The organism is Aeromonas rivipollensis, from assembly GCF_010974825.1.
GTDB lineage: Bacteria > Pseudomonadota > Gammaproteobacteria > Enterobacterales > Aeromonadaceae > Aeromonas > Aeromonas rivipollensis.
Genome location: NZ_JAAILA010000039.1, coordinates 1 through 18,723, shown reverse-complemented (window position 1 = coordinate 18,723; position 18,723 = coordinate 1). Strand labels below are relative to the sequence as shown.

Sequence of the window (18,723 nt, the reverse complement as noted above, 5' to 3'; positions counted from 1 at the left end):
TATTAACATTCAGTGACTTGGTCACCAGACCGGAAACAAAGCGGGGAGTATGGGGGGGAAACTAGCGGATCATGCTGCCAATCAGAGCAGGGATGGAAATAAATGGCCCGCCCCAGAGGGCGGGCCGTCAAAACCATAGCGTCTCAGTGCTCGTCTTCCGGCTCCACCAGCCAGATCTGCTGATCCGGATCCGTCTCTTCACAGACCGAGATGCTGACCCCCATGTCGAGCAGCTCATGCAGGGTGAGATTGTCTGCCAGTGTCATGGTGTCGCCGTTTTCATTGGTAAAGCGCATGTTGTCCGTCCTCTCCTTGATGGGATCAACTCAGTCTAGTCAAAGGCGCTGAGTTGCGATAACCAGGGACGGGCCAATGCCGGATTGCCCGCCAGTTCGCTGAGGCGATCGCACACCTCCTCCGGGAAGAGGGTCCTGGCCCACAGGCGGCGGGAGAGAGAGGCCAGCTCCTCCTTGGCACCAACCAGCAGCCAGTCGGCCAGCTCCCCCGCCACATCGGGGTAGCGGATCCGCCCGGGTGACGGCGCCTCGAGCCAGGTTCTCAACGCATTGGCATCCAGCGTCTCCATCAACTGGGCCAGCCCCATCAGCTCCAGGGTCCTGCCGTTGGTCAGCTGCTCGAACTGGCCGCCGAACGGCTTGACCAGCAGCTTCTTGCCGAGCGAGAGCGCCTCCGAGGCCAGCTCGAATCCCGCATTGCTGATGACACCCCGGCAGCCGGCTAGCGCTAATTTGAATCCCTCTCTGGCTGCAGGCTCGAAGCGGATGTTGCGCCATTGACTGGCCTTGCGAAGGCCGGGGTGGAAGCAGACGAAGCGCTGCTGGTTGAAGCGCGACAACAGCGCAGCTATCTGCTCTGTCTGCTCGAATGGCAGATAGACCAGGATCTGCTGGTTGTCCGGCGCCGGGGTCATGGGATCTATGATGGGGGGCAGCAGCGGCTGACCGAAGTGGAACCAGTGCAGCCCCAGAGAGCGGCTCACAGGGGCGAAGTGGCGCATCAGCTGGCGGTTGAAACCACTCTCCCCCCAGCGCGGAATGGGCCAGTCGAAGCTGGCCTGATGACTGATGGTCAGACTGGGTTTTTGCCAGCGCCGGGCGGCATGGGCACTGAGTGGCTCAAAATCGCTGATCACCAGATCGTAATCCCGGCAGTCGAGGCCTCGCATGTCTTGCCAGAAGCGAAGGGGAGAGAGTCCCTTGAGGGTGCGCCAGCCCGAGATGCGGCCCTGATGGCTGACGAAACTGATGCCGGGGAAGGTGCGATAGTCCCCGAACTCCCCCATCTCGAAGTAGCCGTCGGCGGCGCGCCCGCTGAACAGGTAGTCGACCTCTATCCCCCTGCTCTTCAGGGCGCGCGCCAGAGTCCTGCTGCGGCTGATATGACCGTTGCCGGTCCCCTGTACCCCGAACAGTATCCTCATCCCTGGCTCCAGTTAAGGGCCCAGAGGGCGCAACCCCCCCCGAGCAGGGCGCCGGCCACCAGATCGCTCAGATAGTGCACCCCGAGCAGCAGCCGCGACGCCCCGACCAGGATGGCCCAGAGAAACAGCAGCGGTGCCCAGAGCGGGAAGCTGGCCGCCAGCACGGTGGCCATCAGGAAGGCGGCGGCGGTATGGCCGGAGGGCAGGCTGTAGCGATCTGAGGGGGTGATGAAGACCGGCAAGCCCACGGGACGCTGGCGTTTCAGGGCATTCTTGAGCAGCAGATAAAGCGGCAGCTCGGCGGCAAAGGCCAGCAGGGCGACTTGTACCACTTCCCGCTGCGCCTCCCCCTGCCACCAGAGCAGGGCGGCCAGCACGGCGTAAAGGGGACCGTCACCGGTACGGGAAATGACCCGACTGATCCTGGCCTGTGGCCGGTTGTAGGGATGGAGCAGACAGACACGGCACACCCGCAGGTCCCATTGCTGGATCTTGTTCATCACGCCCCCTTCCCTTGAGTCTTGAATGCAGACTAGGGCGGCGCAGTGACACTTGGTTGAAGGAGAGATAACAGATTTGTGACATGAACCATGCAAAAAAGGGCCATGCGGCCCTTTTTCAGCTATTACCCGGGAAGACTCAGTTCAGGGAACCGCGCAGGCCGTTCTCCATCAACTGGCAGTTGTGGGCTGCCAACCGGCTCATGAAGCTCTCGTCCACCGTCAGGCCGAACACCTGCTCGTAGAGATCCTTCATCACGAAGGGCTGCCACATCATGCTGAGGAAGGAGATCTTCAGCATCTCGGGATCCAGGTTGTCACCCAGCTGACCGTTGGAGCGCATGGATTCGAGCAGGGCATCGAACTGGGGCAGTTGACGCTCCAGCAGACGATTCAATACAAAATCCCGCCCCGGGCTTTTTTCGGTTGATAATGCGCTGGAGATGGCGGAAGTCAGCTCGCTGTTCGGCGCCATCACCTGATAGTAGGTATTGAGCAGATCGGTCAGGCTGCGATTGCTGCTCTCGTCATGCCAGGCCTGATCCAGCGGCTCGGCCACATCCCCCAGCACCGCCTTGTAGAGGCCCTCTTTGCTGCCGAAGTAGTAGTGGATCATCGCCAGATTGGAGCCGGCCAGCTCGGCGATCTCACGGGTCGTCACCTTGCTGTAGGGGGTGTTGAGAAAACGTTCGCGTGCGGCGGCGAGCAGCTTGTCACGAATGTCGGAACGTCCGACCGGACGGCCAGGTCTGCGCTTTTCCATGGAATACCTCAGATAATTCAGCAAGGGCTGATAAGTCGATCTGATTGTGCGGGTGATCGAGTACAGCAGGAACGACCAGATAATCAGGCATGAACCGAATATGGGACAAGGAAATTTGCACTCCTTTACAATCCGATTAAATAACACAGTGAATTGAACCTGTCCTTTCGAGTTGACACAGCATAAAAATCTCGATATTGGTAGTAGCGTTATCGACTGGAAGGATTGAGTCATCATGCATATTGCCGCTCTGCTACTACTGCTCCCCCTAATCGCGACTCCTCGCGCGGGATCCTTGTAGCCGGGCTAAGGCATAGCCGGAATTTACAAAAACCCGTGCACCCCGCACGGGTTTTTTTATGCCAATGCAGGATGCACGCACCGAACTTAGGAAGAGGGAAGTCACATGTCAGATCGAGTCATCATATTCGATACCACCTTGCGTGATGGCGAGCAGGCGCTGTCGGCCAGCTTGACGGTCAAGGAGAAGCTGCAGATTGCCCAGGCGCTGGAACGACTCGGTGTCGACATCATGGAAGTGGGCTTCCCCGTCTCCTCCCCCGGTGATTTTCAATCGGTGCAGACCATAGCCCGTCACATCAAGAACAGCCGGGTCTGCGCCCTCGCCCGCGCCCTGCCCAAGGATATCGATGCCGCCGGCGAAGCCTTGCGGGTCGCCGAGGCCTTTCGCATCCATACCTTTATCTCCACCTCCTCCATCCATGTGGAGAGCAAGCTGAAGAAAAGCTTCGAAGACGTGCTGGAGATGGGGGTCGGCGCCATCAAGCATGCCCTGCGCTACACAGACGACGTGGAGTTCTCCTGCGAGGATGCGGGCCGCACGCCGATCGATAATCTCTGCCGCATGGTGGAGGCCGCCATCAAGGCAGGCGCCCGCACCATCAACATCCCGGACACAGTGGGCTACACGGTACCGACCGAATTTTCCGGCATCATCCAGACCCTGTTCAACCGGGTGCCCAACATCGACAAGGCCATCATCTCGGTGCACTGCCACGACGATCTGGGCCTCTCGGTGGCCAACTCCATCAGTGCCGTGCAGATGGGGGCACGCCAGATCGAGTGCACCATCAACGGCATCGGCGAGCGGGCAGGCAACTGCTCCCTGGAAGAGGTGGCGATGATCCTGAAAACCCGCGCCGACCTGCTCGGGGTGCACACCAACATCCGCCACAACGAGATCCACCGCACCAGCACGCTCGTCAGCCAGCTGTGCAACATGCCGGTACAGCCGAACAAGGCCATCGTCGGGGCCAACGCCTTCTCCCACAGCTCCGGCATTCACCAGGACGGCGTGCTCAAGGCCAAGAACACCTACGAGATCATCACCCCAGAGAGCATCGGCCTGACCCAGAACAACCTCAACATGACCTCCCGCTCCGGCCGCCACGTGATCAAGCACCGCATGGAGAGCATGGGCTACGCCGAGAGCAGCTACGATCTCGACCACCTCTACGGCAAGTTCCTGGTCCTGGCCGACAAGAAGGGGCAGGTGTTCGATTACGATCTCGAGGCGCTGGCCTTCTTCAGCCAGATCCACGAGGAGCCCGAGCACTTCAAGCTGGAGTACCTCGGCGTGCAGAGCGGCAGCTCTGTGCTCGCCACCGCTTCGGTCAAGCTCAAGGTGGGCCAGGATCTGATCTGCGAAGCGGCCACCGGCAACGGTCCTGTGGATGCTGTCTATCAGTGCATCAACCGCATCACCGGCTACGAGATCCGCATCGACAAGTACGAACTCAAGGGCAAGGGTGAAGGCAAGAATGCCCTCGGCCAGGTCGACATAGTCGCCGAGTACAAGGGTCGCAAATTCCATGGCATGGGGCTGGCCACCGACATCATAGAGTCCTCGGCCCAGGCCCTGGTCCATGTCATCAACAGCATCTGGCGCGCCGATCAGGTCGCCGAGCAGATGGAACGCAATAACAACATCAAATCGGAAACCGTCTGAGCAGCGATCGACTAGCTGAACGGATGGAATGAAATCACAACATCGGGACGGAGACAGTCTGAACAGGTAGAGGATCGCAGTATCGGGTCACTGGGCAGATGGAGCTCAACACAACATCAGGACGGAGACAGTCTGAACAGGTAGAGGATCGCAGTATCGGGTCACTGGGCAGATGGAACTCAACACAACATCAGGACGGAGAGAGTATGAGCAGTTATCGGATCGCAGTATTGCCGGGGGACGGCATTGGCCCGGAAGTGATGGCAGAGGCCATCAAGGTACTGGAAAAGGTGCAGACCAAATTCGGCTTCTCCCTCGACTATGATCGCTTTGATGTCGGTGGCATCGCCATCGACAACCACGGCACCCCGCTGCCACAAAGCACCATAGCCGGCTGCGAAGCGGCAGATGCAGTGCTGTTCGGCTCGGTCGGTGGCCCCAAGTGGGAGCACCTGCCGCCGAACGATCAGCCGGAGCGCGGCGCCCTGCTACCCCTGCGTGCCCACTTCAAACTGTTCTGCAACCTGCGTCCGGCCCGTATCTACACCGGTCTGGAGCAATTCTCTCCCCTGCGTGCCGACATCTCGGATCGCGGTTTTGACATCGCCTGCGTGCGCGAGCTGACCGGCGGCATCTACTTCGGCCAACCCAAGGGGCGCGAAGGGGAAGGTGCCACCGAGAAGGCGTTCGACACCGAGGTGTATCACCGCTTCGAGATCGAGCGCATCGCCAAGATAGCGTTCGAATCAGCCCGGGTGCGCCGCAGCAAAGTGACCTCCATCGACAAGGCCAACGTGCTCGCCTCCTCCATACTGTGGCGCGAGGTGGTGACGCAAGTCGCCAAGTCCTACCCGGACGTGGCGCTGAACCACATGTACATCGACAACGCCACCATGCAGCTCATCAAGGATCCGTCCCAGTTCGACGTGCTGCTCTGCTCCAACCTGTTCGGCGACATCCTCTCCGACGAGTGCGCCATGATCACCGGCTCCATGGGGCTGCTCCCCTCCGCCAGCCTGAACGAATCCGGCTTCGGCCTGTTCGAACCGGCCGGTGGCTCGGCCCCGGACATCGCCGGCAAGGGGATTGCGAACCCCATAGCCCAGATCCTCTCAGCCGCCCTGATGCTGCGCTACAGCCTGGGCCAGGAAGCCGCCGCCCAGGCCATAGAGCAGGCCGTAGCCCAGGCCCTGGCCGAGGGTTACTTCACCGCCGATCTGCATCAGGGTAGCGCACAGCATCCGGTGCAGAGCACCGCCGAGATGGGCAGCCAGATAGCCGCACGGATCTGAGCCACGCAGCACATAACAAGGAATACAGAGCAATGTCCAAGACCCTCTATCAGAAAGTGTTCGACGCCCACGTGGTCCGGGAAGTGGAAGGGGAAACCCCCCTCATCTACATCGACCGCCATCTGGTGCATGAAGTGACCAGCCCGCAGGCGTTCGACGGCCTGCGCGCCATGAAGCGCCCGCTGCGCCGCCCGGATCTGACCTGGGCCACCATGGATCACAACGTCTCCACCACCACCAAGGACATCGCCGCCTCCGGCGAGATGGCCAGAATCCAGATGGAAACCCTGGCAGCCAACTGCAAGGAGTTCGGGGTCCGTCTCTACGATCTGAACCACAAATACCAGGGCATAGTCCACGTGATGGGGCCTGAGCTCGGCATCACATTGCCCGGCACCACCATAGTCTGCGGCGACTCCCACACCGCCACCCACGGCGCCTTCGGCTCCCTGGCCTTCGGCATCGGCACCTCGGAAGTGGAACACGTGATGGCGACCCAGACCCTGAAGCAGGGCCGGGCCAAGACCATGCGCATTTCGGTCAACGGCCAACTGGCCGAGGGCATCAGCGCCAAGGACGTGGTGCTGGCCATCATAGGCCGGGTCGGCGCTGCCGGCGGTACAGGTTACGTGGTGGAGTTCGCTGGCGATGCCATCACAGGTCTCTCCATGGAAGGGCGCATGACGGTGTGCAACATGGCCATCGAGCTCGGCGCCAAGGCGGGCATGATAGCCCCGGATCAGACCACCATCGACTACATCCAGGGCAAGGTATTCGCCCCCACAGGCGAGTCACTGGCGCAGGCCATCGCCTACTGGCAGACCCTCAAGAGCGATGCCGATGCCACCTTCGATGCCGAGGTGGTGCTCAACGCCGCCGACATCGCGCCTCAGGTGACCTGGGGCACCAACCCGGGCCAGGTGATCGCCGTCAATGAACCCATTCCGGCACCGGAATCCTTCAGCGATCTGATGGAGCAGCAGTCCGCCCGCAAGGCACTCGCCTACATGGACTTGCAGCCGGGCCAGAAGCTCTGTGATGTCGCCATCGACAAGGTGTTCATCGGGTCGTGCACCAACAGCCGCATCGAGGATCTGCGTGCCGCCGCCGCCATCGCCCGTGGCCGCAAGGTCGCCGCCGGGGTGCAAGCCCTGGTGGTGCCGGGTTCCGAGCAGGTGAAAGCCCAGGCCGAGGCCGAGGGGCTGGACAAGATCTTCCTCGAGGCGGGCTTTGAGTGGCGCCTGCCCGGCTGCTCCATGTGTCTGGCCATGAACAACGACCGGCTGCAACCCGGGGAGCGCTGCGCCTCCACCAGCAACCGCAACTTCGAAGGACGCCAGGGCCGTGCCGGTCGCACTCATCTGGTGAGCCCGGCCATGGCCGCAGCCGCCGCCGTCACCGGTCGCTTTGCCGACATTCGCGCGCTGTAAGGGGGGTTAGGATGAGAGCATTCAAGCAACACAGACGAACCTTCGCCGTCACCGGCATTATCTCCACCGATCTTCGTGCGCTGTAAGAGGGAATTCATATGACAGGTTTCAAGCAACACAAGGGGATCGTCGTCCCCCTCGACAGCGCCAACGTCGATACCGACGCCATCATTCCGAAGCAGTTTCTGCAGAAGGTAAACCGCATCGGTTTTGGCAAGCACCTGTTCCACGACTGGCGCTTCCTGGACGATGCAGGGGAGCAGCCCAACCCGGAGTTCGTGCTGAACCAGCCGCAATTCGCCGGTGCCAGCATACTGCTGGCCCGGGAGAACTTCGGCTGTGGCTCGAGCCGCGAGCACGCCCCCTGGGCGCTGGCGGATTACGGCTTCAAGACCATCATTGCCCCGAGCTTTGCCGACATCTTCTACGGCAACGCCATCAACAACGGCATGGTGCCGGTACGCCTGAAAGAAGAAGAGGTCGAGGCCCTGTTCCAGCTGGTCGCGGCCCATCCGGGCACCCAGATCGAAGTGGATCTGGAGGCGAACCAGGTGCGCGCGGGTGCGCTCACTTTCGGTTTCGAGATCGACGAGTTCCGCCGCTACTGCCTGCTCAACGGGCTGGATGCCATAGGCCTGACCCTGCAACACGAAGCGGCCATCAGCGCCTTCGAGGCGAAGCAGCCGAGCTGGATTTAAACAGACATATGAGGGCGGGTCCGATGAAATTTTCACATCGACGAGTTCCGCCCCCATCTATGTGCTGCCTGCTCAACGGGCTGGATGCCATAGGCCTGACCCTGCAACACGAGGCAGCCATCAGTGCCTTCGAGGCAAAACAGCCAAGTTGGATCTGACGCGCCAGCGGCAAGAAAACGAGTAGAATCCACAGGGAGCCCAGGCTCCCTGTTTTATTCTCAGTCCCGCCCAGGCACAGTGGGCTCACCGACAGGAAAGGATGATGAAGACGACCCGCTCCCTCTCCCTGCTGCTTGGCATGCTGCTCGCCCTCCCGGCCAGCGCCGGGCAGACCTATTTCAACAGCAACGGCGGTCAGCTCAACGTCGGCTGGCAGGACAGGGAGGGCCAACCCCAGCAACTCAGCTACCGGCTGGAGGCGGGCAAGCTGCCGCCGCTCATCGCCTATCGCCCGGCCAGGATGCAGGAGGAGGTGTTGCAGACCTTGCTGCAGCAGGCTGCCCTTGAGTTCCCCGAGGTGCAATTCTCCCTCGCTCGCCCCAGCCTCGCCCTCAGCCTCAAGAGCCGCAACGCCGACAAGGCCAGGGAAGCCTCGTTATGGGTCAAGCCGGAGCAGGCCAGGCTGGAGGCAGAGTGGCTCAAGCAGCACTACTTCCAGCCCTTCACCCCGCCCGACGGCACCCCCGCCATCAAGCAGGATCATGTGCGCATCGCCCTGGAGAGCCGCGCCGAACTGGCGCCCCTGGCCGAGCAGCTCAAGCAGGAGGGGGCCACAGAGACAGAGGCGCGCCAGAAGACGGTGGCGCACATGCTCGACTTCATCCAGACCATCCCCTATCAGCTGCTCGACAGCCAATCGGGGCGCTCGGGCAAGGGCTTTCTCAGCCCCCGCCAGGTGCTGGAGCAAAATCGGGGGGATTGTGACAGCAAGGTCACCCTGATGGCGGCCCTGCTGGCCCAGCGCTTTCCCGAGCTGAAGCAAGCCATGGTGTTCGTACCGGGCCATGCCCTGCTGGGGGTGGCACTGCCGGCCAGCCCGGGTCAGGCGACCCTGAGCTGGCAAGGGGAAAGCTATCTGCTGCTGGAACCGACCGGCCCCGCCCAGCTTCCCATGGGCCAGCTCGCCCCCACCAGCAAGACGCTGGTCGACAGCAAGCAGTTGAGCATCCAACCCGTGCTGGCCAGCAACTGAGCTGCCCCCAGGGCGGCAGCCCGGGCGGGAAGACAAGGCTGGCCCGGGCCGAAAATGCATCGACCAGCCGGTGGCTGGTCGATGGAACAGGGTAGTGTGCGGGCTCAGGTCAGCGGCAGGAACTCCAGCGCCAGCAAGAGCCCGCCCTCCTCCTCCAGCACCCGCACTATGCGGGCCTGGGCCTCGAAGGGGGGCAGCAGGTTGCTGCTGGTGGCCAGGCTCACCCTGATGGGGTGAGCCAGATCGAAGCCATGTTCATTCACCTCGACCCCCATGCCATTGGCGCTGAGATCCCGGCAGACTCCCTCAAGCACCTGCTGGCGCTGGAACAGGGTGACGGGGGCGTTGATGACCATGCGCTGGAAGGCACGTCTTTCCTTGGTGCTGGTGATCACTGGGGGCATCCTCCTTGGTGGTGGCTCGCACGGCGCGGCCCGTGAAACATAGTGCTGGCCTCCCCCAAAGAAGGCCAATACAATGCGGTTCGTTGCTCAAACGGGGTGCGGTTTACCGCTGAGATTATACCCGTGAACCTGATCCAGATAATGCTGGCGGAGGAATTTGAGGCATGGCGCGCGTTTTTTGTGCCCTCATCCGCTGGCCCTCACCACAGGAGACGTGCCATTGATGAGCAGACCGCTGCCCATGGCACCTCAGTACCCACAGGAGTGCCATTGATGAAGACCCTGCTGCTGCTCACGACCGGCCTGCTCTCTGCCCAGGCATTTGCCGCCGACACCCTCACCGTCTACACCTACGATTCGTTTGCAGCCGAATGGGGCCCGGGTCCCAAGATCAAGCAGGCCTTCGAGAAGGAGTGCGGCTGTACCCTCAACCTGGTGGCCCTGGAAGACGGCGTCGCTATCCTCAACCGGCTGCGGCTGGAAGGCCAGCACAGCAAGGCAGACCTGGTGTTGGGGCTGGACGATGCCCTGGTCAGCGAAGCCAAGCAGAGCGGCCTGTTTGCCCCCCATCACACCAGGCTAGACGCCCTCAAGGTGCCGGGTGGCTGGCAGGATGACACCTTCGTCCCCTATGACTACGGCTACTTCGCCTTCGTCTATGACAAGGACAAACTCAAGCAGCCCCCCAAGAGCCTGAAAGAGCTGGTGGAACGGCCCGATCTCAAGGTGATCTATCAGGATCCCCGCACCTCCACCCCGGGCCAGGGGCTGATGCTCTGGATGAAGTCCGTCTACGGCGACCAGGCCCCCGCCGCCTGGGCACAGCTGGCCCAGAAGACGGTCACCGTCACCAAGGGCTGGTCAGAGGCCTATGGCATGTTCCTCGACGGCGAGGCGGACATGGTGCTCTCCTATACCACTTCCCCCGCCTATCACCTGATCGCCGAGAACAAGCCCCAGTATCAGGCGGCCGCCTTCACAGAGGGGCATTACCGTCAGGTGGAAGTGGCCGCCAAGCTGAAAGGCGCTGCCCAGGACAAGCTGGCGGACCAGTTCCTGCAGTTCATGATAAGCCCGGCCTTCCAGCAGGAGATCCCCGCCGGCAACTGGATGTACCCGGTGACCGACCAGCCGCTGCCCAAGGGCTTCGAGCAGATGATCACCGTGGCCAAGCCGCTCGCCTTCAGCGCCGATGAGGTGGCCGCCAATCGCAAGAACTGGATCCGCGAATGGCTGCAAGCCGTCACCCAGTGAACGCAGGCTCTCGTCCCCTCTGGTGGCTGCCGGGCAGTGCGGCCACCCTGCTGATCTTGCTGTTGTCCCTCGGGCCGCTCGCGGCCCTGCTGTGGCAGGCGGGCACCTTGTCTCCCCGCACCCTGCTGGCCGATCCCTATCTGCGCCATGTGCTGGGCTTCAGCCTGGGGCAGGCCCTGCTCTCCACCCTGTTGAGCCTGGGGCTCGCCATTCCGGTGGCCCGTGCCCTGGCGCGGCGCCGCTTCCCCGGTCGAGCCCTGCTGCTCAAGCTGTTCGGCCTCTCCCTGGTGCTGCCCGTCATCATCGCCATCTTCGGCATGGTCGCGGTACACGGTCGCCAGGGCTGGTTGCCACAGCTGCTGCGCGGCCTGGGGCTGGATCCTGGCAACTACCTGTACGGCCTGTTCGGCATACTGCTGGCCCATGTGTTCTTCAACATGCCGCTGGCGGCGCGCCTCATGCTGCAGAGCATAGAGAGCGTCCCTGAGACCTCCTGGCGCCTCGCCAGCCAGCTCGGCATGCGCTCATCCCACATCTTCCTGCTGCTGGAGTGGCCGCTCATCCGCGGCATACTGCCGGGGCTCGCCAGCCTCATCTTCATGCTCTGCTTCACCAGCTTCACCACGGTGCTGGCGCTGGGCGGCGGCCCCAAGTCCACCACCCTGGAAGTCGCCGTCTATCAGGCACTGCGCTTTGATTTCGATCTCGCCACCGCGGGCGGCCTGGCGCTGGTACAGCTGCTGCTGACCGTCGCCCTGCTCCTGCTGCAACACAGGCTGCAGACCACCCCTGCCAGCCGCCTCACCAGCCGCCGCCCCTGCCTGCGGCCGGATCGCCATCAGCCGGGGACAGGCCTGGTGGATGCCGTGGCGCTCTGCACCGGGCTCGCCATCTTCCTGCCGCCCCTGCTGGCCATAGTCGTGGCCGGTTTCAACCCCGGCCTGCTGACGGCGCTGGCATCCCCCGGACTGTGGCAGGCGGGCGGTCAATCCCTGGCCATCGCCCTGGCTGCCGGATCGCTGGCGACCCTGCTCGGCGCCGGTCTGCTGCTCACCAGCCGCCACCTGAGGGTGCGCGGGCGCAAGCGGCGGGCCGCCGCCCTGTGGGAGGCCAGCGGCTCCATGATCCTGATGATCCCGGCCGTGGTGCTGAGTACAGGGCTCTTCATCATGTTCATGCCCTTTGCCGACGTCTTTGCCCTGGGCCCCTGGCTGGTGGTACTGGTCAACGCCCTGATGGCGCTGCCCTATGTGCTGCGCACCCTCAGCGCCCCCATGCAGCTGGTGGTGCGTCAGTACGACCGGCTGGCGGACAGCCTGGGAGTGCGCGGTCTGCATCGCCTGCGACTGGTGGAGTGGCCCCTGCTGCGTCGCCCGCTGGCGCTGGCCATGGCGCTCTCCATGATATTGTCCCTCGGGGATCTCGGCGCCATCGCCATGTTCGGCAGCCAGGCCCTCACCACCCTGCCCTGGCTGCTCTATCAGCAGCTCGGCAGCTACCGGCTGACCGACGCGGCCGCCACTGCCCTGCTGCTGCTCACGCTCTGTTTCTCCCTGTTCTGGCTGGTTGAGCGGGGTCTTGGAGGAAAAAATGGCGAGCATTGAGGTACAAACCCTGCGCTACCGTTTCTGCGGCTGTTCTGGCTGGTCGAACGGACTCTTTGAGAGGAAAAAATGCTGAACATCGATGAGCTGGTCACCAGCTACCCGGATTGGCGCGTCAGCTTCAGCGCCACCCTGCCCAGGGGGGAGATCACCGCCCTGATAGGGCCAAGCGGCGCCGGCAAGTCCACCCTGCTCGGGATGATCGCCGGTTTCGTGCCGGTGGAGTCCGGCCGTCTCAGCTTCGATGGCGTCGATCTGCTGCCGCTCGGCCCCGCCGAGCGGCCGGTGACCACCCTGTTTCAGGATCACAACCTCTTCCTGCACCTCTCGGTGTTCGACAACATCGCCATCGGCCTGCACCCGGGCCTGCGCCTGAGCCCGGCCCAGCGCCAGCAGGTGAAACAGGGCGCAAAGCGAGTCGGTCTTGGCGACATGCTGAGCCGCCTGCCGGAGCAGCTCTCCGGTGGCCAGCAACAGCGGGTGGGGCTGGCCCGCGCCCTGGTGCGGGGAAAACCCCTGCTGCTGCTGGATGAGCCCTTCTCGGCCCTGGATCCCGCCCTGCGCCGGGAGATGCTGGCCGAAGTGGCCCGCCTCGCCTGCGAGCAGGGGATCACAGTGCTCATGGTGTCCCACAACCCTGAGGATGCCCAGCTCATCGCCGATCAGGTGCTCTTCGTCGACGAGGGCCGCATCGCCCTGCAGGGCAAACCCGACATACTGCAAGACAGCGAGCACCCCGGGCTGCTGCGCTACCTTGGCCGTACGCAAGGGTAATGACGGTAACGGGATCAAAAAAGGGGAAGCCTGCTGGCTTCCCCTTTCTCATGCAGAGATTGCGTTAAATCAGAGATTTTCCTCGGCGAACGAAGCCAGTCGGCTGCGCACCACACCGTTCAGGAAGATGTTGGCACTGCCGTCGAAGTCCTTGAAACGCTCGACTATATAGGTCAGACCCGAGGTCACCGGGCTCAGGTAGTTGGAGTCGATCTGGGCCAGGTTGCCGGAGCAGACGATTTTGGTCCCCTCGCCGCAGCGGGTGATGATGGTCTTGATCTGGGAGGCGGTCAGGTTCTGGCACTCGTCCAGCAGCACGAAGGTGTTCTGGATGCTGCGCCCGCGCATGAAGTTGACGGATTTGAACTGGATGTTGGCCTTCTCCATGATGTAGCTCAGGGACCCGCTCATGTTCTCGTCCTGCTTGTGCAGCACCTCCAGGGTGTCGGTCACCGCCGCCAGCCAGGGCATCATCTTCTCCTCCTCGGTGCCGGGCAGGAAGCCGATGCTCTCGGCAATTTCCGGGGTGTTGCGGGTGACTATGACCTTCTCGTAGATCCCCTTCTCAATCACCAGCTCAAGCGCCGCCGCCATCGCCAGCAAGGTCTTGCCGCAGCCCGCCGGGCCGGTCAGGATCACCAGATCGATGTGCGGATCCAGCAGGGCATCCAGTGCCATGCCCTGATAGATGTTCTTGGGATGCACGCCCCAGGCCTTGCGTGACATCAACCGCTCGCGGCCCAGATCCTTGAGGCGGATCTTGTTGCCATCGTTGCTCAATACCCTGGCGGCGAAGAAGTTCTCCTCGTCAAGCAGGTACTGATTGACGTGCACCCCCTCCAGCAGGTTCGAGTCGATCACGTGGACGGTGTCGCGGCCATGGGTCTCGCTGTCGCACTCGCCGACCCGCTCCCAGAAGCTGCCCGGCACCACTTGGAAGCCCTTGGCCAGCAGCCGGATGTCATCGATCAGCTGGTCGCTGCGATAGTCTTCCACATGCGCCAGACCGGCCCCCTTGGCCTTGAGGCGCATGTTGATGTCCTTGGTCACCAGCACCACCTGGCGTTTCATCTCGTGCTTTTGCAGATAGAGGGCCGCGTTGATGATGCGGTTGTCGGCCTCCTTGTCGGTGAACACCTCGGCATCCTGGGGCAGATGGTGATCACTGAAGATGGAGATATGACCGCTCGCCTCCCCCGCCAGCGCCACCCCTTGCACTATCTGCTCAGGGTTGGCGTCACGGAACACGTCTTCCAGCGCACGGATGGCGACCCGCGCATCACGGCTGACGTCTTTCTGACGATCCTTGATGTTGTCGAGCTCTTCCAGCACCGTCATGGGGATGAGCACGTCGTGCTCTTTGAAGGAGTAGATGGCGAGGGGTTCGTGAAGCAGAACGTTGGTATCCAGGATAAACAGCTTTCGGTCCGTGTTGTCCATAAGCATCCTCCTTGGCACTGAAGGTGCCACGTGTGTGAATCTCAGATGTCATTGAAACCACACGGCCGTGACAGTTTTATTACCCCTCACGCTACGCCCGATTTTACCAGCGTGCAACAAATCCCTTTGGCTCCCACCACCGATTGAACAGAAAATAATCAATAGAAAAGACCGGCCCATAGGCCGGTCTTTTCGCACTGCTTATCGGACTAACCACACCTGCTAGCCACACTTCGAGTCGCCGCAGTTGAGGCAGGTCATGCAGCCATCCTTCTGCACCAGCGCCTTGCTGTGGCACTTGTAGCAGAGCGCCGCATTGGCCGGGAAGCCGCTGCCGGCCTGCTGCTGACTGGATTGCTCGGCTTGCAGTTCGGCCTGCTTCTCGGCCAGAAACGCCTGCTGATGCTCATCCAGCCCGGTGGCCTTGAGCATGCCTATCTCGGTGAGATGGGTCTCGATCACGTTGCCAATCTCGGCGATAAGCGATGGTACATACTTGCCCTTGTTCCAGTAGCCCCCCTTGGGATCGAACACGGAACGCAGCTCCTCCACCAGGAAGGTGACATCCCCGCCCTTGCGAAACACCGCCGAGATGATGCGGGTCAGCGCCACTATCCACTGATAGTGTTCCAGGCTCTTGGAGTTGATGAAGATCTCGAACGGACGGCGCGTCTCGTGGACGGTCCCCTCGTTGAGAATGATGTCGTTGATGGTGATGAACAGCGAGTGCTCGGAGACATGCTCCGGCGTCTTCAGCTTGTAGGTGGTGCCCATCAAGCGCTCCGGGCGCAGCACCGTCTCGTGCATGTGCACCACGTCATCCTGGGGGGCCAGATCTTCCTGCGGCTCATCCTTGGTACGCACCTTGTAGGCGACGATTTTCTTGTCGATCTTCTTGACCATAATCTGTTCTCAGAATTTACCGTAATAGCCTTCTTTCAAGGCGTCATAGAGGTTGGCGGCGGTGTGCAGCTCGCCATCGTATTCGATCTCTTCGTTGCCCCTGACCGTGATGACGGAGCCATCCTCCAGGGTGAACTCGTACTGAGTGTTCTCCAGATCCTTCTCCTTCACCAGCACCCCCTGGAAGGCCTCAGGGTTGAAGCGGAAGGTGGTACAACCCTTCAACCCCGAGTCCGAGGCATACATGTAGATGTCCTTGAACTGCTCGAACGGGAAGTCGGTCGGTACGTTGGCCGTCTTGGAGATGGACGAATCTATCCAGCGCTGGGCCGCCGCCTGGATGTCCACGTGCTGGGCCGGACTGATGTCGTCGGCTGTGATGAAGTAATCCGGCAGACGGCAGGCATCATCTTCGGTGTAAGGCATGGCAGCGGCGTTGATGAGCTCCCGGTAGGCCAGCAGCTCGAAGGAGTAGACATCCACGCTCTCCTTGCTCTTCTTGCCCGCCTTGATGACGTTGCGGCTGTAGTGATGGGCGAAGCTCGGCTCTATGCCGTTGCTGGCGTTGTTGGCCAGTGACAACGAGATGGTGCCGGTCGGCGCTATGCTGCTGTGGTGGGTGAAACGACCACCGGTTTCGGCCAGCGCGGCCACCAGGGCGGGATCCACCTCGGCCACCTGCTGCATGTAGCGGCTGTAGCGCGCGTGCAGCACCTTGCCCTTGAGCCTGTCGCCGACCTTGATGCCATCGGCTGCCATCTCCGGGCGCAGACGCAGCATCTTGCCGGTCACCTCAAACTCCTGCTCCATGATGGGGGCCGGCCCCTTCTCTCTGGCCAGGGCCAGGGATTCGCGCCAGCCGGTCATGGCCAACTCTTGTGAAACCTGCTCGGTAAAGGCAACTGAAGTAGCAGAGCCATATTTTACCTGCAGCATGGTGAGGGTCGAGCCCAGACCAAGGAAGCCCATGCCGTGGCGACGCTTGGCTGTGATCTCCTCACGCTGCTTGGGCAAGGGCAGCTGGTTGATCTCCACCACGTTGTCCAGCATGCGGGTGAAGATGGCCACCACCTTGCGAAACCCCTGCCAGTCGAAGCTGGCCTGCTCGGTGAAGGGGTGACGCACAAACTTGGTCAGATTGACCGACCCCAGCAGGCAGGCACCATAGGGGGGCAAGGGCTGTTCACCGCAGGGGTTGGTGGCGCGGATCTCCTCGCAGAACCAGTTGTTGTTCATCTGGTTGACCTTGTCGATCAGGATGAAACCGGGTTCGGCGTAGTCGTAGGTGGAACTCATGATGACGTTCCACAGCTTGCGCGCGGGCAGGGTCTTGTAGACCTTGCAGGCCACCTGCCCAAGCGCGTTGATCACCACCCCTTCCTTGTTCGGCCAGTCGGCCCAGAACACCACGTCGGGATCATCCAGCGCTATGCCGTCCTGCTCCACCTCTTTGGCCGTGTAGGGGAAGATCAGCTGCCAGGGGACATCCTCCTTCACTGCCTTGACGAACTCTTCGGTGATCAGCAGAGAGAGGTTGAACTGGCGCAGACGACCATCTTCCCGCTTGGCCTGGATGAACTCGATCACGTCAGGATGCCGGATATCCATGGTGCCCATCTGGGCGCCACGGCGACCGCCGGCAGACGAGACGGTGAAACACATCTTGTCGTAGATATCCATGAAGGAGAGCGGGCCCGAGGTATAGGCCCCGGCACCGGAGACGAAGGCACCGCGCGGGCGCAGGGTCGAGAAGTCGTAGCCGATGCCACAACCCGCCTTCAGGGTCAGTCCCGCCTCGTGCACCTTGCCGAGAATGTCATCCATCGAATCTTCGATGGTGCCGGAGACGGTACAGTTAATGGTCGAGGTGGCGGGCTTGTGCTCGAAGGCCCCCGCGTTGGAGGTGATCCGGCCCGCCGGAATGGCGCCATTGCGCAGCGCCCACAGGAAGGACTCATACCAGGCATCGGGCTCGCTCTCCTGCGCCGCCAGCGCACGGGCGACCCGCTGATAAGTCTCGTCTATGGTGCCGTCGATAGGCGTCCCATCCTTGCTCTTGAGGCGATACTTGCTGTCCCAGATCTCGAGGGAGGTTTCCTGCATGGGGATGAGGGCAGAGCCGGTTCCACTCTCCAGCACAGGGTTGGATTTAGCCATTTTCAAGCCACCTTATGTGAATGCAACAACGTCATGACAGAGTCAAAAACACAACCAATAGGTTTCACATCAACCAGATAACACTATATATAGTATCTCTCTCACGGGGCGCAGATTCTATCCTAAAAAAATGCCCCGGCCAGCAGATATTTGGGCCAGGGCATTTAACCGGTTCATTTCCCGATGAATTTAACGGGAGAGGGAATCTCAGGGCTTCTTGACGTACACGCTCGGCGTCTCACCCGCCATATTCAGATAGAACTCGTAGACGCCGTCGGCATCCGGCGAGAATTTCATGTCCTCATACTTGGAGCAGGGGTTGACCGGCACAGGCTCTCCGCCCAGCACGGCGACACCGTCACTCGGGCTCTTGTAACCGAAGTTGGTGCCACAGCTCCAGCCGGTATCGGCGAACTTGAATTTGTAGGGAGCCCACTCTTTCTTGAGCGTGCCCTTGGCCATGTAGAGCTTGTCGGCCACCTTGACCACCTTGCTCTCATCGGTCGCCATCCAGTCGTTCATCTCCCCGCGTAGGTAGATGGACTTGCCACCGAAGTCGCTGTTATCTGCCGCCTGCTCTGCACCACCATTGGATGCGCAACCGCCTAATACCAGGGTTCCCGCCGCCAGCATCATCGTTACTGTTCTTTTGAACATGGGTCTATTCCTTAAATTATTGTGATTCCTTGGCCCATCGAACGTGGGCAGACGAATTAAAGCAGAGCGGGCATCACAAGAAAGGTAGAGTCATCACATTCTGTGCTTTTTATATCCAGCACCTAGTGCCAATGGATAAATATCGAACAGAAAAAGGGGCTGGATTTTTGGGTCGAGGGGACAAGCAGTCAAATTTCGAGGTCAATTATCAGTCAACACACTGATTTTCAGGCAATAAAAAACCC

Annotated in this window: 17 protein-coding genes and 1 riboswitch; of the genes, 8 read left to right on the top strand and 9 right to left on the bottom strand. The window is 61.6% G+C overall.

Annotated features, from left to right (window positions below):
* Positions 1–143 precede the first annotated feature (143 nt).
* The 4 genes from G4923_RS19735 to G4923_RS19720 form a co-directional block, all read right to left on the bottom strand.
* Positions 144–296, bottom strand: coding sequence for a hypothetical protein (locus tag G4923_RS19735; RefSeq protein ID WP_106885898.1), 153 nt, complete (start codon positions 294–296; stop codon positions 144–146).
* A gap of 35 nt (positions 297–331) precedes the next feature.
* Entirely contained in the window at positions 332–1,441 is a 1,110-nt protein-coding gene (locus G4923_RS19730; protein ID WP_163138074.1) for an MJ1255/VC2487 family glycosyltransferase, read from the bottom strand.
* The gene (locus G4923_RS19725) at positions 1,438–1,941 is read right to left on the bottom strand and encodes a phosphatase PAP2 family protein (RefSeq protein ID WP_163138096.1); all 504 of its coding nucleotides are present in this window, start codon (positions 1,939–1,941) and stop codon (positions 1,438–1,440) included. The genes G4923_RS19730 and G4923_RS19725 overlap by 4 nt, the downstream gene beginning before the upstream one ends.
* Before the next feature lie 139 nt (positions 1,942–2,080).
* On the bottom strand, positions 2,081–2,704 hold the full coding sequence (locus G4923_RS19720; protein ID WP_005323843.1) for a TetR/AcrR family transcriptional regulator: 624 nt from the start codon (positions 2,702–2,704) through the stop codon (positions 2,081–2,083).
* A 406-nt stretch (positions 2,705–3,110) separates the two neighbouring features.
* Here G4923_RS19720 and leuA point away from each other — a divergent pair, with 406 nt between their 5' ends.
* The 5 genes from leuA (at position 3,111) to G4923_RS19690 (ending at position 9,285) form a co-directional block, all read left to right on the top strand.
* Positions 3,111–4,673: a 2-isopropylmalate synthase gene (gene leuA, locus G4923_RS19715; RefSeq protein WP_106885895.1), complete on the top strand. Its 1,563-nt coding sequence runs from the start codon at positions 3,111–3,113 to the stop codon at positions 4,671–4,673.
* A gap of 206 nt (positions 4,674–4,879) precedes the next feature.
* Positions 4,880–5,965 carry a 3-isopropylmalate dehydrogenase gene (gene leuB, locus G4923_RS19710; RefSeq protein WP_106885894.1) on the top strand — a complete coding sequence of 362 codons (1,086 nt, stop codon included), beginning with the start codon at positions 4,880–4,882 and terminating at the stop codon, positions 5,963–5,965.
* Between the two features lie 32 nt (positions 5,966–5,997).
* Positions 5,998–7,395, top strand: coding sequence for a 3-isopropylmalate dehydratase large subunit (gene leuC / locus G4923_RS19705; RefSeq protein WP_163138073.1), 1,398 nt, complete (start codon positions 5,998–6,000; stop codon positions 7,393–7,395).
* A gap of 98 nt (positions 7,396–7,493) precedes the next feature.
* Complete coding sequence (gene leuD / locus G4923_RS19700; RefSeq protein WP_111912251.1) at positions 7,494–8,093, top strand: 3-isopropylmalate dehydratase small subunit; 600 nt, start codon at positions 7,494–7,496, stop codon at positions 8,091–8,093.
* A gap of 262 nt (positions 8,094–8,355) precedes the next feature.
* Positions 8,356–9,285, top strand: a complete 930-nt coding sequence (locus G4923_RS19690; protein ID WP_163138072.1) for a transglutaminase-like domain-containing protein — start codon at positions 8,356–8,358, stop codon at positions 9,283–9,285.
* A 104-nt stretch (positions 9,286–9,389) separates the two neighbouring features.
* Here the strand turns inward: G4923_RS19690 and G4923_RS19685 are convergent, their stop codons facing one another.
* Complete coding sequence (locus tag G4923_RS19685) at positions 9,390–9,680, bottom strand: PilZ domain-containing protein (protein WP_111912247.1); 291 nt, start codon at positions 9,678–9,680, stop codon at positions 9,390–9,392.
* A 91-nt stretch (positions 9,681–9,771) separates the two neighbouring features.
* Positions 9,772–9,862: riboswitch (TPP riboswitch) on the top strand.
* A gap of 100 nt (positions 9,863–9,962) precedes the next feature.
* Between G4923_RS19685 and thiB the strand changes: the two genes are divergently transcribed.
* The 3 genes from thiB (at position 9,963) to thiQ (ending at position 13,321) form a co-directional block, all read left to right on the top strand.
* Positions 9,963–10,943, top strand: coding sequence for a thiamine ABC transporter substrate binding subunit (gene thiB, locus G4923_RS19680; RefSeq protein WP_163138071.1), 981 nt, complete (start codon positions 9,963–9,965; stop codon positions 10,941–10,943).
* Entirely contained in the window at positions 10,919–12,547 is a 1,629-nt protein-coding gene (thiP, locus tag G4923_RS19675) for a thiamine/thiamine pyrophosphate ABC transporter permease (RefSeq protein WP_171276803.1), read from the top strand. Before thiB ends, thiP begins: the two co-directional genes overlap by 25 nt.
* A gap of 69 nt (positions 12,548–12,616) precedes the next feature.
* On the top strand, positions 12,617–13,321 hold the full coding sequence (gene thiQ, locus G4923_RS19670) for a thiamine ABC transporter ATP-binding protein (protein ID WP_163138070.1): 705 nt from the start codon (positions 12,617–12,619) through the stop codon (positions 13,319–13,321).
* A 69-nt stretch (positions 13,322–13,390) separates the two neighbouring features.
* Here the strand turns inward: thiQ and G4923_RS19665 are convergent, their stop codons facing one another.
* The 4 genes from G4923_RS19665 to G4923_RS19650 all read right to left on the bottom strand — a co-directional run bounded on the left by G4923_RS19665 (position 13,391) and on the right by G4923_RS19650 (position 18,478).
* Positions 13,391–14,761, bottom strand: coding sequence for a PhoH family protein (locus tag G4923_RS19665; protein ID WP_163138069.1), 1,371 nt, complete (start codon positions 14,759–14,761; stop codon positions 13,391–13,393).
* 222 nt (positions 14,762–14,983) lie between these two features.
* Positions 14,984–15,664, bottom strand: coding sequence for a TSCPD domain-containing protein (locus tag G4923_RS19660; protein WP_163138068.1), 681 nt, complete (start codon positions 15,662–15,664; stop codon positions 14,984–14,986).
* Positions 15,665–15,673: 9 nt separating this feature from the next.
* Entirely contained in the window at positions 15,674–17,821 is a 2,148-nt protein-coding gene (locus G4923_RS19655) for an adenosylcobalamin-dependent ribonucleoside-diphosphate reductase (protein WP_163138067.1), read from the bottom strand.
* A 207-nt stretch (positions 17,822–18,028) separates the two neighbouring features.
* The gene (locus G4923_RS19650; RefSeq protein WP_111912235.1) at positions 18,029–18,478 is read right to left on the bottom strand and encodes an early set domain-containing protein; all 450 of its coding nucleotides are present in this window, start codon (positions 18,476–18,478) and stop codon (positions 18,029–18,031) included.
* Positions 18,479–18,723: the final 245 nt, after the last annotated feature.